The organism is Rhodococcus sp. 14-2470-1b, assembly GCF_002259415.1.
GTDB lineage: Bacteria > Actinomycetota > Actinomycetes > Mycobacteriales > Mycobacteriaceae > Rhodococcoides.
This window is the reverse complement of record NZ_NPFY01000036.1, coordinates 240,886-262,884: the sequence shown is the minus strand read 5'-3', so window position 1 is coordinate 262,884 and position 21,999 is coordinate 240,886. Positions and strand designations below refer to the sequence as shown.

The following is a 21,999-nucleotide window of genomic DNA, read 5'->3' as shown; positions in this document are numbered from 1 at the left end:
CGTCCCGATCGACCCACGTGACGATTCGTTCGGTGCACGACGCCGCCCTGGGTGTCGTGCACCTTCGAATCGACACCGTGATCCTGCCTGCCCTGGTCCTGGCGCTGGTGTGCACCCTGGGGTGGATTCTGCTGCGGCGACGCATGATGCTGATCCCGCTGTCCGCAGCACTCGTCTGTGGCGTACTCGCTGCGCTGAACACTCAGATCTGGCATACGCCCACGCTCGCGGCAGCGCTCGGGCATCCGCCCAGGGGCACCGTGACGAGCGCAGTGATACCGGGTGAGACCTCCGGGTTTCACGCGCGTCCGGCTGCGATCTACACCCCTCCGTTCTATGGAACTCCCGGCGACGCGGCTCCGCCGGTGCTCGTCCTGCTGACCGGCCAACCGGGTCATGTCGTCGACTGGATCGACGGCGGACACCTGGCCGACACGATGGATACCTACGCAGCGTCCCACGACGGCCATGCGCCCGTCGTGGTGGTGGCCGACGCGCTGGGCGAGTCCGACCCCATGGGCTCCGTCGACGAATGGGGCGAGCCCACTCCCAACCCGATGTGCATGGACTCGCGTCTGGGCAACGTCGCCACGTATCTGTCGGTGGATGTGCCCGCATGGATACGGCACACGATGCGGGTGGACACGGATCCGAGCGCGTGGGCAATCGGTGGTTACTCCTATGGCGGCACCTGCGCCGTGCAAACGGCTCTGACCGCCCCGGGGATCTACCCGACGTTTCTGGACATCTCCGGTGAGGACGAACCCCGCCGAGGCACGCGCGAGGACTCGATCACCGCTGCGTTCGGGGACGGTAGCGCCGAGTCGACTCGACGTTTCGACCAGTGGACTCCGCTGACTCTGCTGCGCGAGAAGACGTTTCCGAACTCCTCCGGCGCGTTCGTCGTCGGCTCCTCGGACACGGAGTTCGAGCCTCAGACTCGCGAACTGTTCGCCGCTGCGGCCGCGGACGGGCTGTCCGTCCAGTACTCCGAACTTCCCGGCGGCCATTCCATGGATGTGTGGGCACCGGCCCTGGAACGTGAAATGGACTGGCTCGGGACCCGAATGGGACTGTAGATCTACCCACAATCGAGAAGGCCTGTTCCCTGATCCTCCCCGTACCGATGGCCGTGGCCCGCAGGCGCATCGAGAGCGAAGAGCAGATCCACCGACGTCTGTGCAAAGGAGACCAACGGAATCCACTGTGGCACCGGTGCGTCGACTCGCGCCTTCGTCAGATCCGGTGGTGAGAGGATCAGCTCGCGCGACCACCACACCACCGGATCGGAGGTGTTCGCCAGAACGACGCCGCGCCCGGTATCCACCTTCTTCGCCGGCGGACCCGCCCACAGTGTGCTGCAGACCGCCGACGAATCCGGCTGCAGCGCAGCGCTTCCTGCAACCGAGCCGAGGCTCTGGCCGTAGATGTGCAGCGTCGGTCTGCGGTCCTCGTCGAGCGCAGCCAGCTTCGCTTCCACTGCCACGCGCAGGGCTCGGGTGGATTCGATCGCAGCGTCCTCCGCGAACAGGAACGTCGCCCAGCTCGGTTGGTCCGAGTACTGCAGAGCGACTGTCGCGACATCACCACCGAATCGTTCGTCGAACCCGCGGACCGCGTTCTCGTCGACCCATCCCGATCCGGTGGGCACGGCGATCACGACGTGCGCCTTGGCCAGACCGCCGGAGCGCTCCAGTTCCTCCGCAGCCAATTCTGCGCGTTCGCCGTACGTCGGAGCGGCACGCAGCCCCACGTACGTGCGCACGGCCGTGCTGCCCTCGCCTCCAGCGAGGAACCGCTGACCCTGCACCCCGACCGAGACACCACCGACGGGTGCGACCGCGTGCGCCTGAACTGTGCTCGACACGAGGTCCGCCTGCGCATATCGCTGCGCGAAAGCATCACGTGCCCAATCGAATCCGAAGACCGATATCGTAACGGCCACGACGGCTGTCGTTGCCAGCAGCCGCATCGCCCCGAGTTTGCCCGCTCCGCGGGCCGAGCCGATTCCGATGACGACCAGAAGAGCGCAGACCGAGACCGAACCGCAGACGACTTCGATCCAGTACATCGGACCCACGCGAGGGACTCCCCAGGACTCGCGCAGTCCGTTCTGCCACTGCGCGTCGGCGATCCCGACCGCACCGACGGTGAGCAGTGCCAGGCCGAGGGCTACGCGGCGAGCTCGCGGTCGCGGACAGGTCCGGTGCACCCGGGACGTGATCCGGTGCGCTACCGCGGAGACGACCAACGCTGCCGCGGCGAACAAGCCGGTCACCACCGCTTGGACCAGTGACGCTCGGGGCAGCAACGACGGCGACAGGGATGCCGCGACGGACAGTGCAAGAAGCAGCGACGTGCTCACCCGAGGAACCGCGGGAACAGCATGCAGGTTCGTCGGTGCCGGCGGGGTCGTTGTCGTGGGCGTGAGTACGAACGTCATGCGAGTACCTCCGGGCTACGACGGCGCAGAACGGCACCGGCGACGGTCGTCGCGGCGGCGGCCGTCGTCAGGACGCCACCGGTGATCAGGAAAGGGAGGGCGGGCTCCGGCGTCGGCGATCGGTAGTTCTGGCGCCAGGAGTTGAAGTCGACTGCAGTGCTTGCGATATCGCTCATCACGAAACAGCTCGCGCGGGACCAGGCTCCGATTCTGCCGTCGCAGGCGTCGTCCATCGACGTGCTCAACGCGGCGTCGAGGCGTGTACGGGCGTCGGGGGATGCGGGGGCGCCGTGCGCCGCGCCGAACCGCAGCAGGTCGTACCCCAGATCGTGTGCTTTGCAGCCGGATTCGAAGTCCGTGGGTAGTGGCACGGGCGACGAGCAGTCCCCGTCCGGTGCCACCGCCCTGCCGTCCTCGAGCGTGGGGCGGTAGTACTCGTTCTCGAAGCCGATCGGTATCGCACCGATGGCGGCCGTTGCGTCGTCGTCGACCAGGGCCTCGATGGCGACGGTCGCCGCGGTCCTGCGAGGTGCCGAGATGTCTGCGTCGGCGACCGGCATCGCCGTGCCGACTCCGATACCCAGCATGGTTCCGACCACCACGGTGCCGACGACGTACTTCGCTCTCGCTGTCATGGCTACGAACGCTAGGAATCGAGGACCGAATCGGTAATCGCCCCGAAGTGCCGTTTCGACTGCCGTCGTGGTGCGTGACGCTTACGCGAAGTGCTACCGCGGGGGTAGGTCGATCTCACCCCTCGGTACGATGACTTTTCGCTCGCGAGTTCCTACTGTGCTTCTCGTGGGCATATCGAGTAGGACCGAGAAGGCGACACGAGTTCGACGGCTGGTTCCGCCGGGGCGCGGCGTCGACGTCACCATCCTCGCGGTGACCGCGATTCTGTATTCCATCGCGTGGCCGACGTTGCAGGTCACGCACGACGTGCCGGTTCCGATCATGCCGATCGTGTCTGCTCTCGCCGTGTTTCCCTTCGTGCTCGTCCGTGCGAATCCCGCTCTCGGATGGGCTGTTTCGGCCGGCTCGGCCGTGGTGATCCCGGTTGCGTTCGATCGCCTGCCGGGGTACGACTTTCCGTGGCAGGTGACACACGTCCTCGTGCTCCTCGCGCTCGTACTTTCCGTCAGTCTTCGCTGCGCACTACCGGTCGTGGCGGTCACCTGGGTTGCGACGGTCCTGCTGTTTCTCGTATATGCACCGGGCAACGACGGAATAGGGTGGGGCGTCGGGCTGACCGCGATCGTGGTGTTCGGCCTGCTGATTCGCTGGCTGGTGCTGTCGCGGCGGCAACTGGCCAAGCAGGAGGAGGTCAGCGAGCTCGAACGCGCGCGCAGAACGATTCTCGAGGAGAAGGCCAAGATCGCGCGCGATCTACACGACGTAGTTGCCCACCACATGTCGTTGGTAGTGGTGCAGGCGCAGAGCGCCCCATACCGAGTGGACGACGTATCGCCCTCGGCCGCGGCAGAATTCGAGTCGATCGGGGCAACCGCACGGGAGGCACTCAACGAGATCCGCGGAATGCTCGGGGTACTGCGCAGTGACGGAGTGCTGGCGGACGACGCTCCGGCACCCGGGGCAGGAGACATCACGACGCTGCTCGAGAACACCCAGCGCGCAGGGGTTCGGCTCAGCTGGCAGATCCTCGGCGGTGCCGACGCGGTGTCGGCGACCACAGGGCTCGCGCTGTATCGGATAGTGCAGGAATCGTTGTCCAATGCCTCCCGGCACGCTCCCGGTAGCGAGGTACGCGTACGACTCCACTACGCACCCGACATCACCTACCTGGAAGTCGTCAACGACGAGGCTGTCGATACGACCGCCACCCGGGCGAGCACCGGAGGCGTCGGTACGGGCGGTCACGGGATCACCGGTATGCGCGATCGTGCGGTCGGTGTCTCGGGCTGGCTCGACGCCCGCCCTCGATCCGGCGGTGGATTCGAGGTCGTTGCGCGGCTTCCGGGCAAGGCGCCTGCGGATCCGCCCGGGGGATCCGCGTTCCCCGTCACCGGGCCTGCAGCTTGATCGGGCCCCAGTTTGATCGTGCCCCTCCCCAGTGTGATCGAGCCCACCGACTACGTCAGGACATAGGGTGTCATCCGTGGCCATCACCGTGTTCATCGCAGACGATCAGGCAATGGTGCGGCAGGGTTTCGGTGCCTTGCTCGCCGCTCAACCGGACATCAGCGTCGTGGGAGACGCGGACAACGGAGCCACCGCAGTCACCGAGGTGAAGCGACTGCGCCCCGACGTCGTTCTCATGGACGTCCGTATGCCGCAGATGAACGGACTCGACGCCGCACGCGCGATACTCCGCGCGTCGCTCGATCCTCCGGTCCGCATTCTGATGCTCACCACATTCGACATCGACGACTACGTCTACGAGGCGCTGACCATCGGAGCCAGTGGGTTCATGCTCAAGGACGCACCCGCCGACGAACTGATTCGGGGAGTGCGCGTCGTCGCCTCGGGTGAGGCGTTGCTGGCGCCGTCGGTGACACGCCGGTTGATCGCCGACGTCACCACGCGTCGCGGCACGGCCAAGCAGCCACCGGCGAAGCTGTCCGTACTCACGCCGCGCGAACGCGAAGTGCTCGAACTGATCGCGAAAGGCCTGTCGAACACCGAAATCGCGGCGACTCTGTTCGTGGCCGAACAGACCGTCAAGACCCATGTAGGCAAAGTGCTCGGCAAACTGGACCTCCGAGACCGCGCGCAGGCAGTGGTGCTGGCATACGAGAGCGGAGTCGTCACACCTGGGTGAGCGGCGGCGCTGCGAAATGACCGGATGAGGCAGGAGTGAAGCCTGCGAAATGACCGGATGAGGCAGGAGTGAAGCCTGCGAAATGACCGGATGAGGCAGGAGTGAAGCCTGCGAAATGACCAGATGAGGCAGGAGTGAAGCCTGCGAAATGACCAGATAGCCCAGTCGGATTACGGTGTGAGTATGGAACCGACGAGAGGCGAAAAATTGCGCATCGGAGTTCTCACGGGCGGCGGTGATTGCCCCGGGCTCAATGCGGTGATCCGTGCGGTGGTCCGAACGGCGGATGCGCGGTACGGCTCCACCGTCGTCGGATTTCAGGACGGTTGGCGGGGTTTGCTCGAGAACCGCCGGATTCAGTTGCGCAACGACGATCGCAACGATCGACTGCTGACCAAGGGCGGGACGATCCTTGGTACGGCACGCACCAATCCGGAGGTGCTCCGGGCCGGTCTCGACAGGATCAAGGAAACGCTGGAGGACAACGGGATCGACGTCCTCATCCCCATCGGCGGCGAGGGGACGTTGACGGCGGCCAACTGGCTGTCCGAGGAAGGTGTACCCGTCGTCGGAGTACCCAAGACGATCGACAACGACATCGACTGCACCGACGTGACGTTCGGATTCGACACCGCGCTCACCATCGCGACCGACGCGATCGACCGACTGCACAGCACCGCCGAGTCGCATCAGCGCGTGATGTTGGTGGAAGTGATGGGCAGGCACGCGGGATGGATTGCGCTGCATGCAGGCCTGGCGTCGGGCTCGCACATGACCTTGATTCCCGAGCATCCGTTCGACGTCGAGGAAGTGTGCGATCTGGTGCGCAAGCGCTTCCAGCGCGGTGACTCGCATTTCATCTGCGTCGTCGCCGAGGGTGCGAAACCGCGGGAAGGATCGATGGCGTTGCGCGACGGCGGCATCGACGAGTTCGGTCACGTGAAGTTCACCGGGGTGGCGCATCAGCTCGGCCAGGAGATCGAGCGTCGCATCAACAAGGAAGTACGAACCACGGTGCTGGGGCATGTTCAGCGCGGCGGAACACCGACTCCGTACGACCGTGTGCTCGCCACCCGGTTCGGGGTGAACGCGGCCGACGCGGCGCATGCAGGTGATTTCGGCCAGATGGTGTCTTTACGCGGCGCCGAGATCGGTTTGGTGTCGCTCGCCGAGGCGGTCAAGCAACTCAAGCGCGTACCGGAGAGCCGTTATGTCGACGCGGCGGCGTTCTTCGGCTGACTTCTACAGGCGGCCGGCTTCCTGACGGATCTGGGACTCGCGATGCTCGTTGTCGCGACGTAGATCGCGGCGGCGTCGGCCCGCCTCGAAGCGCTGCCGACCGAGAGCGGTCGACGGTTCCAGCGGCGGAAGCTCGAGAGGCTTGCCTGCGTCGTCGACGGCGACCATGGTGAAGTAGCAGCTGTTCGTGTGACGGGTTTCGCCGCGCTGGATGTTCTCGGTCTCGACGCGGATGCCGACTTCCATGGACGTTCGTCCGGTGTAGTTGACCGACGCGGAGAAGGTCACGAGTTCACCGACATGGATCGGTTCGCGGAACACCACGCGGTCCACCGAGAGGGTGACCACGTACGCCTGCGCATACCGACTCGCACAGGCGTACGCCACCTGGTCCAGGAATTTCAGAATCGTCCCACCGTGAACGTTGCCGGAGAAGTTCGCCATGTCCGGTGTCATCAACACGGTCATGTACAGGGTCTGCTTCGAGGTGTCCGTCACCGGCCAACCGTAGCGAGCACCTCTGGTTACTCGCGCGTTCTTCCCAGCGCATAAACTCGTGTGCATGACTGCTGCCTTGGTCGATCTGATCGATTACGACGACGTGCTTGCCCGTTTCGACCCCGTTCTGGGCATGGAGGTCCACGTCGAGCTGGGCACAGCCACCAAGATGTTCTGCGGCTGCCCGACGGCGTTCGGAGCCGAGCCGAACACGCAGGTGTGCCCGGTGTGCCTGTCCCTTCCCGGTGCGCTGCCGGTGGTGAACTCCGCGGCCGTCGAGTCCGCTATCCGCATCGGTCTCGCACTGAACTGCTCGATCACCCCGTGGGGCAGGTTCGCGCGGAAGAACTACTTCTACCCGGACCAGCCGAAGAACTACCAGATCTCGCAGTACGACGAACCGATCGCCACCGAGGGATACCTCGACGTGCTGCTCGACGACGGTAGTACGTTCCGCGTCGAGATCGAGCGGGCGCACATGGAGGAGGACACGGGCAAGTCGACTCACGTCGGCGGCGCGACCGGTCGAATCGAAGGCGCGAGCCACTCGCTGCTGGACTACAACCGTGCAGGTGTGCCGCTGGTGGAGATCGTCACCAAACCCATCACCGGCACCGGTGCACGCGCCCCCGAGGTCGCCAGGGCGTATGTCACGGCACTGCGGGATCTGCTGAAGGCGCTCGATGTGTCCGATGTGCGTATGGACCAGGGTTCGCTGCGCTGCGACGCCAACGTCTCGTTGATGGAGAAGTCGGCCTCGGAGTTCGGTACCCGCACCGAGACCAAGAACGTCAACTCGCTCAAGAGCGTCGAGGTCGCCGTTCGCTACGAGATGCGCAGGCAAGCGGCCGTTCTGCAATCCGGCGGTGAGGTGGTGCAGGAAACACGGCACTTCCAGGAGTCCGATGGCACCACCTCGAAGGGGCGCAAGAAGGAAACTGCCGAGGACTACCGGTACTTCCCGGAACCCGACCTCGCTCCCGTCGCTCCCGACGCGGCGTGGGTGGAAGAGCTACGCGCGACGCTTCCCGAGCTCCCGTGGTTGCGCCGAGCACGTATCCAGGAGGACTGGGGTGTCTCCGACGAAGAGATGCGCGACCTCGTCAACTCCGGCGCGCTGGATCTGGTCGCGTCGACGGTCGACGCCGGTGCGACGCCGCAAGCCGCGCGCTCGTGGTGGGTCTCCTACCTGGCTCAGAAGGCGAACGTCGCGGGCGTCGAACTGGATGCTCTGGCGATCACGCCTGCACAGGTGGCCGAGGTGGCCGGCCTCGTCGCCGACGGCAAGGTCAACAACAACGGCGCGCGTCAGATCGTCGACGGCGTCCTCGCCGGTGAAGGTGAGCCTGCTGCGGTCATGGCGGCACGCGGCCTCGTCGTCGAGAAGGACGACACCAAGTTGCAGGCCGCGGTCGACGAGGCACTCGCAGCCAATCCCGGTGTGGCCGACAAGATTCGCGCCGGCAAAGTTCAGGCCGCGGGCGCGATCGTCGGCGCCGTCATGAAGGCCACTCGCGGTCAGGCCGACGCGGCCAGGGTCAAGGAACTGGTCCTCGCTGCGTGCAGCTGATTCGTGGACGTGATCGAACGGCCCCCGCGGTGCTCACCGCCGGGGCCGTTCGGCTCTAGTCGAATCCGCCGCCGCCCGCCGGGACCGGAATCTTGACGACGCGGTCGTCGTTGGGGCCCGGTGCATCACCGTTCTTGTTCACGGTGCCCGCCCAGATCTGGCCGTCGGGTGCGATCGCAGCGCCGTTGAGTCGGCCGTAGCGGTCCTGGACGAGCAGCGACGGTGCCGCGGTGACTGCTCCCGTGTCGGGGTCGGTGACGAGGACGGCCATGGCCTTGGCGTCGGTCAGGGAAATGGCGACGGCGCCGTCTCCTGCGCCGCAGCCGGCTACACCCGGCCGGTCCGGCCACGTCCACACCGGTGAAATAACCGCGCCGAGAGGATCGATGCGCTGGAGCCGATCCTCCACCGCCGTCCGGTCGGTGACCCAGATTCCGCCCGACGGATCGATGCACACGTCTCCCGCGGTTCCGATGCCACTGAGGGCGACCTGCGGGGCTGGACCGGTCTGGCCGGGGACCAGCGAGTCGACCCGCAGAAGCTTGCCTGCGAGCGACGCCGGATCGGCAGCAGACGACGGGTTTCCGGCGTCACCGGTCAGCACCAACAGCTGACCGGGGTTCAGGAAATCCAACGCGCCGCGGTTCCCCTGTGCGCCGCGCGGAATGCCGGTCAGCACGTTCTTGGGGGTATCGCCCGCCGCGATGCGCACGACTCTGTTGTCCGTTGCCGTCGTGACGTAGGCGTACATCAGACCGTCCTCGGCGAAGCTCGGCGACAACGCGAGGTCCAGCAGTCCACCGTCGCTGCTGGAATCGACGTCGAGACGCGCGATCTCGATGGGGGACTGGCCCTGGGTCACCTGCATGATCCGTCCGGTGAGGCGCTCGGCAACCAACGCGGACCCGCCACCGGGGAGCATCACGAGCCCACCCGTCGGGTCGAGGCACGTCGCGATGACGTTCGGGTCCAGATCGATGCAGGGACCCGGCTGCGGCTGCGGACCGTTCGGTGTGGTCGAGGTGGGTGGCGCGTCCGGATCTGCCGGGTTGATCTCGGCGGCACCGAACGACGGTTCAGGGGTGAACGGGCTGGCCGTGGAATCGTCGAACCGAGCACATCCGGCTGCCAGGGCCACGGTCATCGTCAGGACTGCGACGGTAGTTGCGGTTCGGGACGACGCTCGCACCAACTTCATGTACGAAACGTTACTCGAGGCGCCGCGCCCGGGCTCAATACGGCTGAATCGGCACCGACTCGCTCTACTGTTGACGCTGTGACCGACAAGCCTCGCGACGAAGAGCGGCCCGACACCGGCTACGAGCCCGCGTCGAGCCCATACGACCAGCCGACCGAAAAACTCCAGCCTCGGACCGAGGACGAACTGGACTTCGGGAAGAGCGGATCCGGGTCGTACCCGACCGAACAGATCCCGTCGTCGTTCCGCCCCTCGCGTTTCGACGAGCCGATCGCACCCGACAGCAGCAGTACCGCATACTCCGACAAGCCCACCGAATTCCTGCCGACCACACCTGCGTCGGCGTCGTACGGCACCGGCTCGTCCGATCGATTCGCGACGGATCAGAACGCACCGGAACCGGTTGTGCGCACCGAGACGGTCGAAATTCCGGCGCGGCGCGGGACGACGGATCTCGGCTTGCTCCTCCTGCGTCTCGTCGTCGGCGCAATCTTCCTGGTGCACGGCCTGCAGAAACTGACCGGTATGTGGAACGGTCCAGGTCTCGACGGGTTCCGTTCGCTGCTGGAAGAGACCGGCTACGACCGGGCGGACATCCTGGCCATCGCGGGGGCGGTCGGAGAAACCGCGGGCGGCGCACTGCTGATCCTCGGCCTTGCGACACCGTTCGCCGGCGCAGCAGTACTGAGCGTCATCATCAATGCATGGCTGTTCAAACAGGCCGCCGAGCCGGGCCTGCAGTTCTTCGCGCCCACAGGGGTCGAGTACGAGACGGTCCTGGCTGTCGCCGCCGCGGCGATCATCCTCACCGGGCCCGGAAAGATCGCGTTCGATGGACGACGAGGGTGGGCGACGCGACCACGTTTCGGATCTTTCATCGCGCTGATCCTGGGAATCGCCGCCGGCGTCTGCCTCTGGATCTTCCTCAACGGAGCCAATCCGCTCGCGACCTGATCCCGCTGTGAGTAGAAATGTAGGTCCTGACCTACATTTCTACTCACCTGGGGGTCACGGGACGTACCGGACCGCGCCCTTGTCGGCCGAGGTCGCCAATGCCGCGTAGGCGCGCAGTGCAGTGGTGACCGTGCGCTGACGATCGACCGGCTGCCACGGGCGCTCCGACGCCTCCATCTTGGCTCGACGAGTCTCCAGAGTGGAATCGTCGACGAGGATCTCGAGGGTGCGGGAGGCGACGTCGATACGGACCTGGTCGCCGTTCTCGACGAGTCCGATGACTCCGCCCGCGGCAGCCTCGGGGGAGATGTGGCCGATCGACAGGCCGGAGGTGCCACCGGAGAACCGTCCGTCGGTGACGAGTGCGCAGACCTTTCCGAGCCCGGCTCCCTTGAGGAATGCCGTCGGGTGCAACATTTCCTGCATACCGGGACCGCCCTTGGGGCCCTCGTATCGGACGACGAGGACGTCACCGGGCTTAATCTTCTTCTGCAGAATCGCCGAGACCGCTTCTTCCTGAGACTCGACGACGAGTGCCGGGCCCTGGAACGAGAACAGTTCCTCGTCGATGCCCGCGGTCTTGAGGATCGCCCCGTCGAGTGCGATGTTTCCGCGCAGAACGACGAGACCGCCTTCGACGGTGTACGCGTGTTCCTTGTCGCGGATGCAGCCGCCGACGGCGTCGGTGTCGAGCGAGGACCACCTGTTCTCGGTGGAGAACGGCTCGGTGGTACGAACGCCTCCCGGCGCCGCGTGGAACAGCTCCAGTGCCTCGTCCGACGCCGCGCCGGACCGGATGTCCCACGTGTCCAGCCACTCGTCGAAGCTCTTCGTGTGCACGGTGGAGACGTCGGTCTCGAGCAGGTTCGCGCGGCGGAGTTCGCCGAGCAGCGCGGGGATTCCGCCTGCCCGGTGCACGTCTTCCATGTGGTAGTCGGAGTTGGGGGACACCTTGGACAGGCACGGAACCTTGCGGCTGATGGCGTCGATGGTGTCGAGATCGAAGTCGACCTCGCCTTCCTGTGCCGCGGCGAGGGTGTGCAGCACCGTGTTGGTGGACCCGCCCATCGCGACATCGAGTGCCATCGCGTTGCGGAACGCCGCGGGGGTTGCGATGTTGCGCGGCAGAACGGACTCGTCACCGTCGCGGTAGTACTTGGTCGCGGCCTCGACGATGGTGGTGCCTGCGCGCTCGAACAGTGCGTATCGGGCTTTGTGAGTGGCGAGCGTGGATCCGTTGCCGGGCAGGGCCAGTCCGAGAGCTTCGGTGAGGCAGTTCATCGAGTTGGCGGTGAACATGCCCGAGCACGAACCGCACGTCGGGCATGCACTGCGCTCGACCTCGTCCAGGCCTTCCTCGGACACGGCGTCGTTCGCGCTGGCCGAGATCGCGGTGATGAGGTCCGTCGGGGCCTGTGCGCCGCCGCCGACGACGACGGCTTTGCCTGCCTCCATCGGCCCACCCGAGACGAACACTGCCGGAATGTTCAGTCGCATTGCGGCATTGAGCATTCCCGGCGTGATCTTGTCGCAGTTGGAGATGCACACGAGAGCGTCGGCGGTGTGCGCGTTGGCCATGTATTCGACCGAGTCGGCGATGATCTCGCGGCTCGGAAGCGAATAGAGCATGCCGCCGTGTCCCATTGCGATACCGTCGTCGACCGCGATGGTGTGGAACTCGCGCGGGACGCCGCCTGCGGCACGTACGGCGTCGGCGACGATCTCGCCGACGTTCTTCAGGTGGACGTGCCCGGGTACGAACTGGGTGTACGAGTTGGCAATTGCCACGATCGGTTTGCCGAAATCCGAATCCGTCATTCCGGTGGCGCGCCAGAGCGAGCGTGCGCCCGCGGCGTTTCGTCCAACAGTGGTAACTCGTGACCGTAGCGGCGGCATGGCTTCTCTTCCTCGATCAATAGCGGTTTCTCGCTCGATCGAGGTTACTCCCGGCTCACGAACTCGAGGCGCCTGGCTCGGCTTCTCGGTCGGCGTCCGCTGTCCGTTCCTCCTCTGCCGTCCTGTCGGCTTCGGCTGCGGCCGCATAGGGATCGGTGATGCGCCCGCCGCTCGCCGCAGCGAGTACCGGAAGTCTGTCGAAGCGAACCAACGGCAGCGACTTCTCGGACTTGTCGGTCAGGACGACCCGCGCCCATCTCCGGTTCGGGAAGTGAATGCCGCGTACGTCTTCCCATGCGACGAACTCGGAGCCGAGCAACCTCCGTATCGCGAGACCGTCGAAGCTGACCACGGTACGAACTCGGAACACCCACACTGCAGCGATGATCGGAAGCACTACGAGCCATCCGAATGCTGCGGGCCAACTGGCGGCGGGGAAGGCGACGCCGATGAACAGCATGCCGACTCCTACCAGCGACAGGCGCGAGATACGGATGACCTGCGGCGCGGGAACGGGCGTATGGGATGATGTATCCGGTGGTTCGGACTGCTGCGAAGACGACACCCCTTCATCTTCGCATTGCACCTACGCGATCTCACATAATGGGATTGCGTCGTGACGAGTTTGACTCTTCCCTATGCGCGCGCCTACCGTCGAGCGCGTGAAGCGGAATTGGATACTCGTAATCGGCCGGCGCGTCAACGCCTGAGCCGGTTCTCGACCAACTCGCATCGACGCGCCACCCTCGTACAGCCTCGGCTGACGGGGGTTTTTTCTTGCCCAGAGATCGCCCAGCTACATCTTTCATCCTGAGGAAGCACTAGTGAGCGCACCAACCGCACGCCCAGGGCCCTCGACTCGTAAGTCGGGAGCAAACGCCAGCTCGTCGGCACCGGACATCAACGGAGCCGTCGACGGATCGCGTCGCCATGTCGCACCCGAGAAGGTGACCGGCGCACAGTCCGTCGTCCGAGCACTCGAGGAACTCGACGTCGACACGGTATTCGGCATTCCGGGTGGAGCCGTTCTTCCGGTGTACGACCCACTCTTCGACTCCAAGAAGGTTCGCCACGTCCTCGTTCGTCACGAACAGGGCGCAGGGCACGCAGCCACCGGATACGCGCAGGCCACCGGCCGCGTCGGCGTCTGCATGGCGACGTCGGGCCCCGGAGCGACGAACCTCGTCACACCGCTCGCCGACGCTCAGATGGACTCCGTTCCCATCGTCGCCATCACCGGCCAGGTCGCGCGAAGTCTCATCGGCACCGACGGGTTCCAGGAAGCCGACATCTCCGGCATCACGATGCCCGTCACCAAGCACAACTTCCTGATCACCGACGGCGTCGACATCCCACGCATCATGGCCGAGGCGTTCTACATCGCGTCCTCCGGTCGTCCGGGCGCGGTCCTCGTCGACATCCCCAAGGACATCCTGCAGGCACAGACCACGTTCTCGTGGCCACCGGAGATGCGGTTGCCCGGATATCGTCCGGTCACCAAGCCGCACGGCAAGCAGGTTCGCGAGGCAGCTCGGTACATCGCCGACTCCAAGCAACCGGTGCTGTACGTCGGTGGCGGTGTCATCAAGGCCAACGCGTCGGCAGAACTGCTCGAACTCGCGGAACTGACCGGCATCCCGGTCGTCACCACGTTGATGGCGCGCGGAGCGTTCCCCGATACTCACCAGCTGAACCTGGGCATGCCCGGTATGCACGGCACCGTGGCCGCTGTGGCCGGCCTGCAGCGCAGTGATCTGCTCATCACGCTCGGCGCCCGGTTCGACGACCGCGTCACCGGACAGCTCTCGTCGTTCGCGCCGAACGCAAAGGTGATCCACGCGGACATCGATCCGGCCGAGATCGGCAAGAATCGCTATGCCGACGTGCCGATCGTCGGTGACTGCAAGGAGGTCATCGTCGAGCTGATCGAGGCGCTGCGTGCCGATCGCGCCACGGGCACCACCGTCGAACTGGGTGATTGGTGGAAATACCTCGACGGGATCCGCAAGACGTACCCGCTGAGCTACGACCGCCCCAGTGACGGGAGCATGTCGCCGGAGTTCGTCATTTCCTCGGTCGGCAAGTTCGCCGGACCCGACGCGATCTACTGCGCGGGCGTCGGCCAGCATCAGATGTGGGCCGCGCAGTTCATCAACTACGAGAAGCCGCGCACGTGGCTGAACTCGGGCGGACTCGGCACCATGGGCTACGCCGTTCCGGCGGCGATGGGCGCCAAGATGGGCCTTCCCGACGCCGAGGTGTGGGCGATCGACGGTGACGGCTGTTTCCAGATGACCAATCAGGAACTCGCCACCTGTGCGGTCGAGGGGATCCCGATCAAGGTCGCACTCATCAACAACGGCAACCTCGGCATGGTCCGTCAGTGGCAGACGTTGTTCTACGAGGAGCGGTACTCCAACACCAATCTGGGGACCCACGGCGCCCAGCGCATCCCGGATTTCGTGAAACTTGCCGAAGCCCTGGGCTGCGTCGGAATTCGCTGCGAGCGTGAGGAAGACGTCGACGCGGTCATCGCACAGGCTCGCGCGATCAACGACCGCCCCGTCGTCATCGACTTCATCGTCGGCGCCGACGCGCAGGTCTGGCCCATGGTCGCTGCAGGCACCGGTAACGACGAGATCATGGCCGCCCGCGGAATCCGACCACTGTTCGACGAGGACGAGGCTTCCGTGGCCGAACCCGCCGTCATCCACGAGGCAATGGCACGCGAGCAGGCCCACGGCAACGCCCTGCACGAGAAAGGCACCGACAAGTGAGTACCAGCCACACCCTCAGCGTCCTCGTCGAGGACAAGCCAGGTGTTCTGGCACGCGTCGCCGCACTCTTCTCGCGTCGCGGATTCAACATCTCCTCACTTGCGGTCGGCGGCACGGAGATCGCGGGGATCTCCCGAATGACGATCGTCGTCACCGTCGACGAGTTCCCACTCGAGCAGGTGACGAAGCAGCTGAACAAGTTGATCAACGTCATCAAGATCGTCGAGCAGGACGACGACTCGTCGGTGGCCCGCGAGCTGGTTCTCATCAAGGTGCGCGCCGACGCAACAGTGCGCAGCGAGGTCATCGAGACCGTGAACCTGTTCCGCGCCAAGGTGATCGACGTATCGCCCGAGGCTGTCACCGTCGAGGCCACGGGCACACGCTCGAAGCTCGATGCGTTGCTGAAAATGTTGGACCCCTATGGAATTCGAGAAATAGTTCAGTCGGGAGTCGTTGCCGTCGGACGTGGACCGAAATCGATCACTGCGTCGCGGTAGCGACCACATGTGATGAACATGCTCAAACAAGAGGAAAGGTATTAACCAGTGGCAGTCGAGATGTTCTACGACGACGATGCTGATCTGTCGATCATCCAGGGCCGCAAGGTCGCCGTCATCGGATACGGAAGCCAGGGCCACGCGCACTCGCTGAGCCTGCGCGACTCGGGCGTCGACGTCCGCATCGGTCTGAAAGAGGGATCGAAGTCCCGCGCCAAGGCAGAGGAGCAGGGCCTGAAGGTCGGTACTCCGGCCGAGGTCTCCGCATGGGCCGACGTGATCATGGTGCTCGCACCCGACACCGCCCAGGCTGCGATCTTCAAGGAAGAGATCGAGCCCAACCTGAAGGACGGCGACGCACTGTTCTTCGGCCACGGCCTGAACATCCACTTCGACCTGATCGAGGCTCCGGAGTTCGTCACGGTCGGCATGGTCGCTCCCAAGGGCCCCGGACATCTCGTCCGTCGTCAGTTCGTCGACGGCAAGGGCGTTCCCGCGCTCATCGCCATCGACCAGGACCCGAAGGGTGAGGGCCAGGCGCTCGCACTCTCGTGGGCCAAGGGCATCGGCGGCACCCGCGCAGGCGTCATCAAGACCACGTTCAAGGAAGAGACCGAGACCGACCTGTTCGGCGAGCAGGCCGTGCTGTGCGGCGGCACCGAGGAACTCGTCAAGACGGGCTTCGAGGTCATGGTCGAGGCCGGCTACGCGCCCGAGATGGCATACTTCGAGGTTCTGCACGAGCTCAAGCTCATCGTCGACCTCATGTACGAAGGCGGCATCGCCCGCATGAACTACTCGGTGTCCGACACCGCCGAGTTCGGCGGCTACCTCTCCGGCCCTCGCGTCATCGACGCAGGCACCAAGGAGCGCATGAAGGCCATCCTCGCCGACATCCAGTCCGGTGAATTCACCCGTCGTCTCGTCGCCAACGTCGAGAACGGCAACACCGAGCTAGAGGGACTGCGCAAGGCCAACGCCGAACATCCCATCGAGGTCACCGGCAAGAAGCTGCGCGACCTGATGAGCTGGGTCGACCGTCCGATCACCGAGACGGCCTGATCTTTCGCCGTATCGATGTAACCCGAGTGAAGGGCATCCGTGAGGGTGCCCTTCACTCGTTCGACGAGGGTGAACCCCACTCGGTTCCCCTCGGCCTCTAAACTTGTCCCGCACCGCACAACGCACCATCCGATCGACCGCTACCGTCACCTCGACCTATCTAGGGAGTTCTTCACGTGAGCCAGCCAGGCCGTCCTGTCGTTCTGATCGCCGACAAACTTGCGCAGTCCACTGTCGAGGCACTCGGCGACGGCGTCGAGGTTCGCTGGGTCGACGGCCCGGACCGGCCGGCACTGCTCGCCGCGGTTCCCGAGGCCGACGCCATCCTCGTCCGCTCCGCGACCACGGTCGACGCCGAGGTGCTCGCAGCCGGAACCAACCTGAAGATCGTCGCACGTGCAGGCGTCGGCCTGGACAACGTGGACGTACCCGCAGCCACCGAGCGCGGAGTCCTCGTCGTCAACGCACCGACGTCCAACATCCACACCGCCGCCGAGCACGCCGTCACATTGCTGCTGTCCGCCGCCCGCCAGATCCCCGCGGCCGACGCCACCCTCCGTCAGCACGAGTGGAAGCGCAGCAAGTTCAACGGCGTCGAGATCTTCGGCAAGACCGTGGGTGTCGTCGGACTCGGCCGTATCGGTCAGCTCTTCGCGCAGCGTCTCGCTGCGTTCGAGACCCACGTCATCGCCTACGACCCCTACGTTTCCGCTGCCCGCGCCGCGCAGCTCGGGATCGAACTCGTCAGCCTCGACGAACTGCTGACGCGCGCCGACATGTTCTCCGTGCACCTCCCGAAGACCCCGGAGACCAAGGGCATCATCGGCAAGGAAGCCCTCGCCAAGACCAAGCCCGGTGTCATCGTCGTCAACGCAGCACGCGGCGGACTCGTCGACGAGCAGGCTTTGGCCGACGCCATCACCAGCGGCCACGTCTTCGCCGCAGGCATCGACGTCTACGCCTCCGAACCGTGCACGGACAGCCCGCTGTTCGAACTCCCGCAGGTCGTGGTGACCCCGCACCTCGGAGCCTCGACCACCGAAGCTCAGGACCGTGCAGGCACCGATGTCGCCAAATCCGTGCTGCTCGCTCTCGCAGGCGAATTCGTCCCCGACGCCGTCAACGTCAAGGGCGGCGCCGTCGGCGAAGAGGTCTCGCCGTGGCTCGAGATCGTCCGCAAGCAGGGCGTGTTGCTCGGTGCCCTGTCCGACGAACTTCCCGCGTCGCTGTCCGTCGACGTACGTGGAGAGCTCGCAGCCGAAGACGTCGAGATCCTGAAGCTCTCGGCCCTGCGCGGTCTGTTCTCCGCCGTGATCGAGGACTCGGTCACGTTCGTCAACGCACCCTCGCTCGCCGAGGAGCGTGGGGTCACGGCCGAGGTCACCAAGGCTCCCGAGAGCGAAAACCACCGCAGCGTCGTCGACATCCGCGCCGTCTACGGTGACGGTTCCGTCCTCAATGTCGCGGGAACGCTCACCGGCACCACTCAGGTCGAGAAGATCGTCAACATCAACGGACGCAACTTCGATCTTCGCGCCGAGGGCAAGAACCTCATCGTCAACTACGCGGACCAGCCCGGAAGCCTGGGCCGCATCGGCACGTTGCTCGGCGACGCGGGAATCGACATCCAGGCAGCTGCACTGAGTCAGGACTCCGAGGGTGACGGCGCAACGATCCTGCTCCGCGTGGACAAGGACGTTCCGTCCGAGCTCCGCTCGAACATCGCATCGGCAGTAGGCGCGTCGACCATCGAACTCGTGGATCTTTCCTGATCGTTTCTCATCCCTGATCGCTCGACAAGAACGAGGAGTACATGAAGCTCGCCGTCATCGCCGGAGATGGAATCGGCCCCGAGGTCGTCGACCAAGCACTGCAGGTGCTCGACGTCGTTGTCCCCGGAGTCGAGAAGACCGAGTACGACCTCGGTGCACGCCGCTACAACGCGACCGGCGAGCTTCTTCCGGACTCCGTGCTGGAGGAGATCCGCGGTCACGACGCAATTCTGTTGGGGGCCATCGGAGATCCATCGGTCCCCAGCGGCGTGCTCGAGCGCGGACTGTTGCTGCGTGCGCGGTTCGAACTCGACCACCACATCAACCTGCGTCCGGCGAAGCTGTACCCCGGCGTGACGGGTCCGCTCGCGGGCAACAAGGACATCGATGTAGTCGTCGTGCGTGAAGGCACGGAGGGTCCCTATACCGGCAACGGTGGGGCACTCCGAGTGAACACTCCGCACGAGGTCGCCACCGAGGTCAGCGTCAACACCCGTTACGGCGTCGAGCGCGTGGTCCGAGACGGATTCGCGCGGGCGGTGGCACGGAAGAAGCACCTCACGTTGCTGCACAAGACCAACGTGTTGACGTTCGCCGGCAGCCTCTGGGCACGCACGGTCGAGGAAGTATCCAAGGACTTCCCGGACGTCGAGGTCGCCTACCAGCACATCGACGCTGCGATGATCCACCTGGTCACCGATCCGGGTCGATTCGACGTCATCGTCACCGACAATTTGTTCGGTGACATCGTCACGGATCTCTCCGCTGCCGTCAGCGGCGGCATCGGCCTGGCCGCCAGCGGCAACATCGACGCGACGCGTACCAACCCGTCGATGTTCGAGCCGGTCCACGGCAGCGCTCCCGACATCGCGGGGCAGGGCAAAGCCGATCCGACAGCTGCGATTCTGTCGGTGTCTCTGTTGCTTGCGCACCTCGGTGACACGGCGAACTCCGAGCGCGTCGAAGCCGCCGTCGCCGCCGACCTCGCCTCCCGAGGTCCGGCCGCTGCAAGCACCGCCGACATCGGAGCCAGAATCGCAGCGGCGCTGTAGCAGTTATTACCCCCTGTCTTCGGAGCGAAAGTGCCGTTCGGTCAGTCTGACTGACCGAACGGCACTTTCGCTCCGAAAAGGGGGGCACGGCACGGCACGTTCGGTTCGGCGGGGTTCAGCTGAGACTACGGCTCCGGCGATTGCTGGTCGTCGGGGATGACCGGCACGGCGAGGGCGGGGAACACCGAGGACACGGCGAACGCCAGAGGAAAGCTGATGGCCGCGAGTGCACCGAATGCAGGCGGAACCATGGACGCGGCGATGAACTGTCCGGTGTTCTGAGCGCCGAGAGCGCGTCCGCTCCAGTACGGGCCGGAGACTTCGGCTACCGCGGTGAACGCCAGGCCGTTCGGCGCGACGGTGACGACCGATGCGATCACCATCACGGCGATGGACACCGGGGAATCGAGCCAGTCGGTGACCGCCAGGACCACCATGGTCACCGTCGTGGACACGGCGACCCACCGTAGCGGTCGCATCCGGCTACCCAGCGTGTCCGACAGGGCGCCGACGCCTATGCGCCCGAAGGCTCCGAGAATCTGTGTCAGCGTGACGAGGACACCTGCGGAGGCAGCCGACCATCCGCGGTCCGACATCAACCACACCAGCGCGTACGTCCAGACGACGTATTGAGGGACGACGAGCAGGACCGACGTCGAGTGGATGCGCCACAGTTGGCTGCTGGCGCGATAGGGGTTGGCCAGCAGCCCAGCTCGCTCTGCGGCCTCGCGGTCGGGGCGCGGTGGGTCGATGATCGCCAGGCAGGCGACCGCGGTGGTGACGCACACGATCGCGGGCACGAGAAGGGCAGCGCCGACGCCGTGATCGCGTGCGATGGGTGGGATGAGCAGTGCGCCGATGGCGACGCCGAGCGGTACGGACATCTGTCGGATCCCCATGGCGAGTCCGCGTCGTTCCGGCGGGAACCATCCGACGACGACACGTCCGGATGCGCTGTTGGCGCTTGCGGCTGCCATTCCGCCCAGAAGCAGGCACAGGCCGAGTACGACGAACGACGTCGTGAACACGGCAGCGAAGCTCGCCGCGGATGTGAGTGCCAGCCCGATGGCGAGCACCAGCTTCTCACCGATCCTGTCCACGAGGACACCCCAGGCGATGAGAGTCAGCATGATTCCGACCGTCGGCATGGCCACCACGAGTCCGGCTGCGGCGAGGCTCAACCCGCGATCTTCGTGGAGCGACGGGATGAGAAATGCTGCGCCGTTGATGAATACGGCACCCGAAGTCTGGGCGAGCATTCCGAGGGCGAGCATGACCCACTTGCGGGCACCGGCGGTGTGGGTGGTGTCTTCGGTGGTCGTCATGGGGTAGCCGTCTCACTGTCAGTGATCCCATAATGTGGAATCCGAGTCTTGCATGGTGAACTCGACTGTCGATGTTACACCCGCCGTACGGTCAGGATCGGACGGGCGTGCCGACAGCTCTGATGGCGGTCGATAGACTTCCGACATGCGTCTCGGTCGAATTGCAAGTCCTGATGGTGTGGCATTCGTGAGTATCGAAGGGGAAGGTGACCAGCAGACAGCAAAGGAAATCGCCGAACATCCCTTCGGCACACCGACCTTCACCGGTCGTTCGTGGCCCCTCGCCGACGTTCGCCTCCTGGCCCCGATTCTCGCGAGCAAGGTCATCGCGATCGGCAAGAACTACGCTGCGCACGCGGCGGAGATGGGAGGCCGAGCGCCGGAGTCCCCGGTCATCTTCATCAAGCCCAACACCTCCATAGTCGGCCCCGGTGCGCCGATCGTGCTGCCTCCGACATCCGACGAGGTGCACTACGAGGGTGAGCTCGCCGTGGTCATCGGTCGTCCGTGCAAGGACGTGCCCGCGGCGAAGGCACTCGATGTGGTGCTCGGCTACACCGTCGCGAACGACGTCTCGGCCCGCGATCATCAGCGCCAGGACGGTCAGTGGACGAGGGCCAAGGGCCACGACACTTTCTGCCCGCTCGGTCCGTGGATCGAGACGTCGCTCGACGCGTCGGACGTGGAGATCAAGACGGAGGTCGACGGCGAGGTGAAGCAACGCAGCCGGACGTCGCTGCTGCTGCACGACATTCCGAAGATCATCGAGTGGGTCTCGGCAGTCATGACGCTGCTGCCGGGTGATGTGATCCTCACCGGTACGCCGGAGGGCGTCGGGCCGATCACCGCCGGTCAGTCCGTGTCGATCACGGTCGAGGGCATCGGAACTCTGACCAACCCCGTTGCAGCGAAGAACTAGAGAACCACACCA

19 protein-coding genes are annotated in these 21,999 nt (G+C 65.4%); 12 read left to right on the top strand and 7 right to left on the bottom strand.

What is annotated here, in order from left to right; translation table 11 throughout:
• The first annotated feature begins 17 nt into the window (after positions 1 to 17).
• Complete coding sequence (locus CH293_RS25850) at positions 18 to 1,079, top strand: esterase family protein (protein ID WP_094721852.1); 1,062 nt, start codon at positions 18 to 20, stop codon at positions 1,077 to 1,079.
• A 2-nt stretch (positions 1,080 to 1,081) separates the two neighbouring features.
• Here CH293_RS25850 and CH293_RS25845 read toward each other — a convergent pair whose 3' ends face one another.
• Complete coding sequence (locus CH293_RS25845; RefSeq protein WP_255122980.1) at positions 1,082 to 2,443, bottom strand: alpha/beta-hydrolase family protein; 1,362 nt, start codon at positions 2,441 to 2,443, stop codon at positions 1,082 to 1,084.
• Complete coding sequence (locus CH293_RS25840) at positions 2,440 to 3,078, bottom strand: hypothetical protein (protein WP_094721851.1); 639 nt, start codon at positions 3,076 to 3,078, stop codon at positions 2,440 to 2,442. Before CH293_RS25840 ends, CH293_RS25845 begins: the two co-directional genes overlap by 4 nt.
• A gap of 166 nt (positions 3,079 to 3,244) precedes the next feature.
• Here CH293_RS25840 and CH293_RS25835 point away from each other — a divergent pair, with 166 nt between their 5' ends.
• From CH293_RS25835 to CH293_RS25825, 3 genes are all read left to right on the top strand, one after another.
• The gene (locus CH293_RS25835) at positions 3,245 to 4,486 is read left to right on the top strand and encodes a sensor histidine kinase (RefSeq protein ID WP_094721870.1); all 1,242 of its coding nucleotides are present in this window, start codon (positions 3,245 to 3,247) and stop codon (positions 4,484 to 4,486) included.
• Between the two features lie 76 nt (positions 4,487 to 4,562).
• Positions 4,563 to 5,225, top strand: a complete 663-nt coding sequence (locus tag CH293_RS25830) for a response regulator transcription factor (protein ID WP_037111350.1) — start codon at positions 4,563 to 4,565, stop codon at positions 5,223 to 5,225.
• A 207-nt stretch (positions 5,226 to 5,432) separates the two neighbouring features.
• Positions 5,433 to 6,464 carry an ATP-dependent 6-phosphofructokinase gene (locus tag CH293_RS25825; RefSeq protein WP_026347655.1) on the top strand — a complete coding sequence of 344 codons (1,032 nt, stop codon included), beginning with the start codon at positions 5,433 to 5,435 and terminating at the stop codon, positions 6,462 to 6,464.
• A 3-nt stretch (positions 6,465 to 6,467) separates the two neighbouring features.
• Here CH293_RS25825 and CH293_RS25820 read toward each other — a convergent pair whose 3' ends face one another.
• Positions 6,468 to 6,932: an acyl-CoA thioesterase gene (locus CH293_RS25820; protein ID WP_170945378.1), complete on the bottom strand. Its 465-nt coding sequence runs from the start codon at positions 6,930 to 6,932 to the stop codon at positions 6,468 to 6,470.
• 94 nt (positions 6,933 to 7,026) lie between these two features.
• On the opposite strand from CH293_RS25820, the gene gatB reads away from it, so the two are divergent.
• Positions 7,027 to 8,532 (top strand): Asp-tRNA(Asn)/Glu-tRNA(Gln) amidotransferase subunit GatB, encoded by a 1,506-nt coding sequence (gene gatB / locus CH293_RS25815; protein ID WP_094721850.1) that lies wholly within the window; start codon positions 7,027 to 7,029, stop codon positions 8,530 to 8,532.
• Between the two features lie 55 nt (positions 8,533 to 8,587).
• On the opposite strand, the gene CH293_RS25810 is transcribed toward gatB, so the two are convergent.
• Complete coding sequence (locus tag CH293_RS25810) at positions 8,588 to 9,730, bottom strand: sorbosone dehydrogenase family protein (RefSeq protein ID WP_037111356.1); 1,143 nt, start codon at positions 9,728 to 9,730, stop codon at positions 8,588 to 8,590.
• Between the two features lie 78 nt (positions 9,731 to 9,808).
• Between CH293_RS25810 and CH293_RS25805 the strand changes: the two genes are divergently transcribed.
• Complete coding sequence (locus CH293_RS25805) at positions 9,809 to 10,684, top strand: DoxX family protein (RefSeq protein WP_094721849.1); 876 nt, start codon at positions 9,809 to 9,811, stop codon at positions 10,682 to 10,684.
• Between the two features lie 54 nt (positions 10,685 to 10,738).
• Here the strand turns inward: CH293_RS25805 and ilvD are convergent, their stop codons facing one another.
• Both ilvD and CH293_RS25795 read right to left on the bottom strand, forming a co-directional pair.
• Positions 10,739 to 12,580, bottom strand: coding sequence for a dihydroxy-acid dehydratase (gene ilvD / locus CH293_RS25800; protein WP_094721848.1), 1,842 nt, complete (start codon positions 12,578 to 12,580; stop codon positions 10,739 to 10,741).
• A 55-nt stretch (positions 12,581 to 12,635) separates the two neighbouring features.
• The gene (locus CH293_RS25795) at positions 12,636 to 13,145 is read right to left on the bottom strand and encodes a PH domain-containing protein (RefSeq protein ID WP_241483829.1); all 510 of its coding nucleotides are present in this window, start codon (positions 13,143 to 13,145) and stop codon (positions 12,636 to 12,638) included.
• 259 nt (positions 13,146 to 13,404) lie between these two features.
• On the opposite strand from CH293_RS25795, the gene CH293_RS25790 reads away from it, so the two are divergent.
• The 5 genes from CH293_RS25790 (at position 13,405) to CH293_RS25770 (ending at position 19,743) form a co-directional block, all read left to right on the top strand.
• Positions 13,405 to 15,357 carry an acetolactate synthase large subunit gene (locus CH293_RS25790; RefSeq protein ID WP_037111361.1) on the top strand — a complete coding sequence of 651 codons (1,953 nt, stop codon included), beginning with the start codon at positions 13,405 to 13,407 and terminating at the stop codon, positions 15,355 to 15,357.
• The gene (gene ilvN / locus CH293_RS25785; protein WP_037111362.1) at positions 15,354 to 15,857 is read left to right on the top strand and encodes an acetolactate synthase small subunit; all 504 of its coding nucleotides are present in this window, start codon (positions 15,354 to 15,356) and stop codon (positions 15,855 to 15,857) included. The genes CH293_RS25790 and ilvN overlap by 4 nt, the downstream gene beginning before the upstream one ends.
• A 60-nt stretch (positions 15,858 to 15,917) precedes the next feature.
• Positions 15,918 to 16,919: a ketol-acid reductoisomerase gene (gene ilvC, locus CH293_RS25780; RefSeq protein WP_170945377.1), complete on the top strand. Its 1,002-nt coding sequence runs from the start codon at positions 15,918 to 15,920 to the stop codon at positions 16,917 to 16,919.
• A gap of 176 nt (positions 16,920 to 17,095) precedes the next feature.
• A complete protein-coding gene (gene serA, locus CH293_RS25775) occupies positions 17,096 to 18,691 on the top strand; it encodes a phosphoglycerate dehydrogenase (protein ID WP_094721847.1) in 1,596 nt (531 codons plus the stop codon).
• A gap of 41 nt (positions 18,692 to 18,732) precedes the next feature.
• Positions 18,733 to 19,743 (top strand): 3-isopropylmalate dehydrogenase, encoded by a 1,011-nt coding sequence (locus CH293_RS25770; RefSeq protein ID WP_037111365.1) that lies wholly within the window; start codon positions 18,733 to 18,735, stop codon positions 19,741 to 19,743.
• A 125-nt stretch (positions 19,744 to 19,868) separates the two neighbouring features.
• Here CH293_RS25770 and CH293_RS25765 read toward each other — a convergent pair whose 3' ends face one another.
• Positions 19,869 to 21,068 carry an MFS transporter gene (locus CH293_RS25765; protein ID WP_094721846.1) on the bottom strand — a complete coding sequence of 400 codons (1,200 nt, stop codon included), beginning with the start codon at positions 21,066 to 21,068 and terminating at the stop codon, positions 19,869 to 19,871.
• A gap of 145 nt (positions 21,069 to 21,213) precedes the next feature.
• Between CH293_RS25765 and CH293_RS25760 the strand changes: the two genes are divergently transcribed.
• Complete coding sequence (locus CH293_RS25760) at positions 21,214 to 21,987, top strand: fumarylacetoacetate hydrolase family protein (protein WP_037111367.1); 774 nt, start codon at positions 21,214 to 21,216, stop codon at positions 21,985 to 21,987.
• Positions 21,988 to 21,999: the final 12 nt, after the last annotated feature.

Bases quoted from the DNA above. Each gene is read 5' to 3' on its own strand.
- CH293_RS25845 (WP_255122980.1), bottom strand. From the start codon at position 2,443: ATGACGTTCGTACTCACGCCCACGACAACGACCCCGCCGGCACCGACG.
- CH293_RS25840 (WP_094721851.1), bottom strand. From the start codon at position 3,078: ATGACAGCGAGAGCGAAGTACGTCGTCGGCACCGTGGTGGTCGGAACC.
- CH293_RS25820 (WP_170945378.1), bottom strand. From the start codon at position 6,932: ATGACCGTGTTGATGACACCGGACATGGCGAACTTCTCCGGCAACGTT.
- gatB (WP_094721850.1), top strand. From the start codon at position 7,027: ATGACTGCTGCCTTGGTCGATCTGATCGATTACGACGACGTGCTTGCC.
- CH293_RS25810 (WP_037111356.1), bottom strand. From the start codon at position 9,730: ATGAAGTTGGTGCGAGCGTCGTCCCGAACCGCAACTACCGTCGCAGTC.
- ilvD (WP_094721848.1), bottom strand. From the start codon at position 12,580: ATGCCGCCGCTACGGTCACGAGTTACCACTGTTGGACGAAACGCCGCG.
- ilvC (WP_170945377.1), top strand. From the start codon at position 15,918: ATGTTCTACGACGACGATGCTGATCTGTCGATCATCCAGGGCCGCAAG.
- CH293_RS25770 (WP_037111365.1), top strand. From the start codon at position 18,733: ATGAAGCTCGCCGTCATCGCCGGAGATGGAATCGGCCCCGAGGTCGTC.
- CH293_RS25765 (WP_094721846.1), bottom strand. From the start codon at position 21,068: ATGACGACCACCGAAGACACCACCCACACCGCCGGTGCCCGCAAGTGG.
- CH293_RS25760 (WP_037111367.1), top strand. From the start codon at position 21,214: ATGCGTCTCGGTCGAATTGCAAGTCCTGATGGTGTGGCATTCGTGAGT.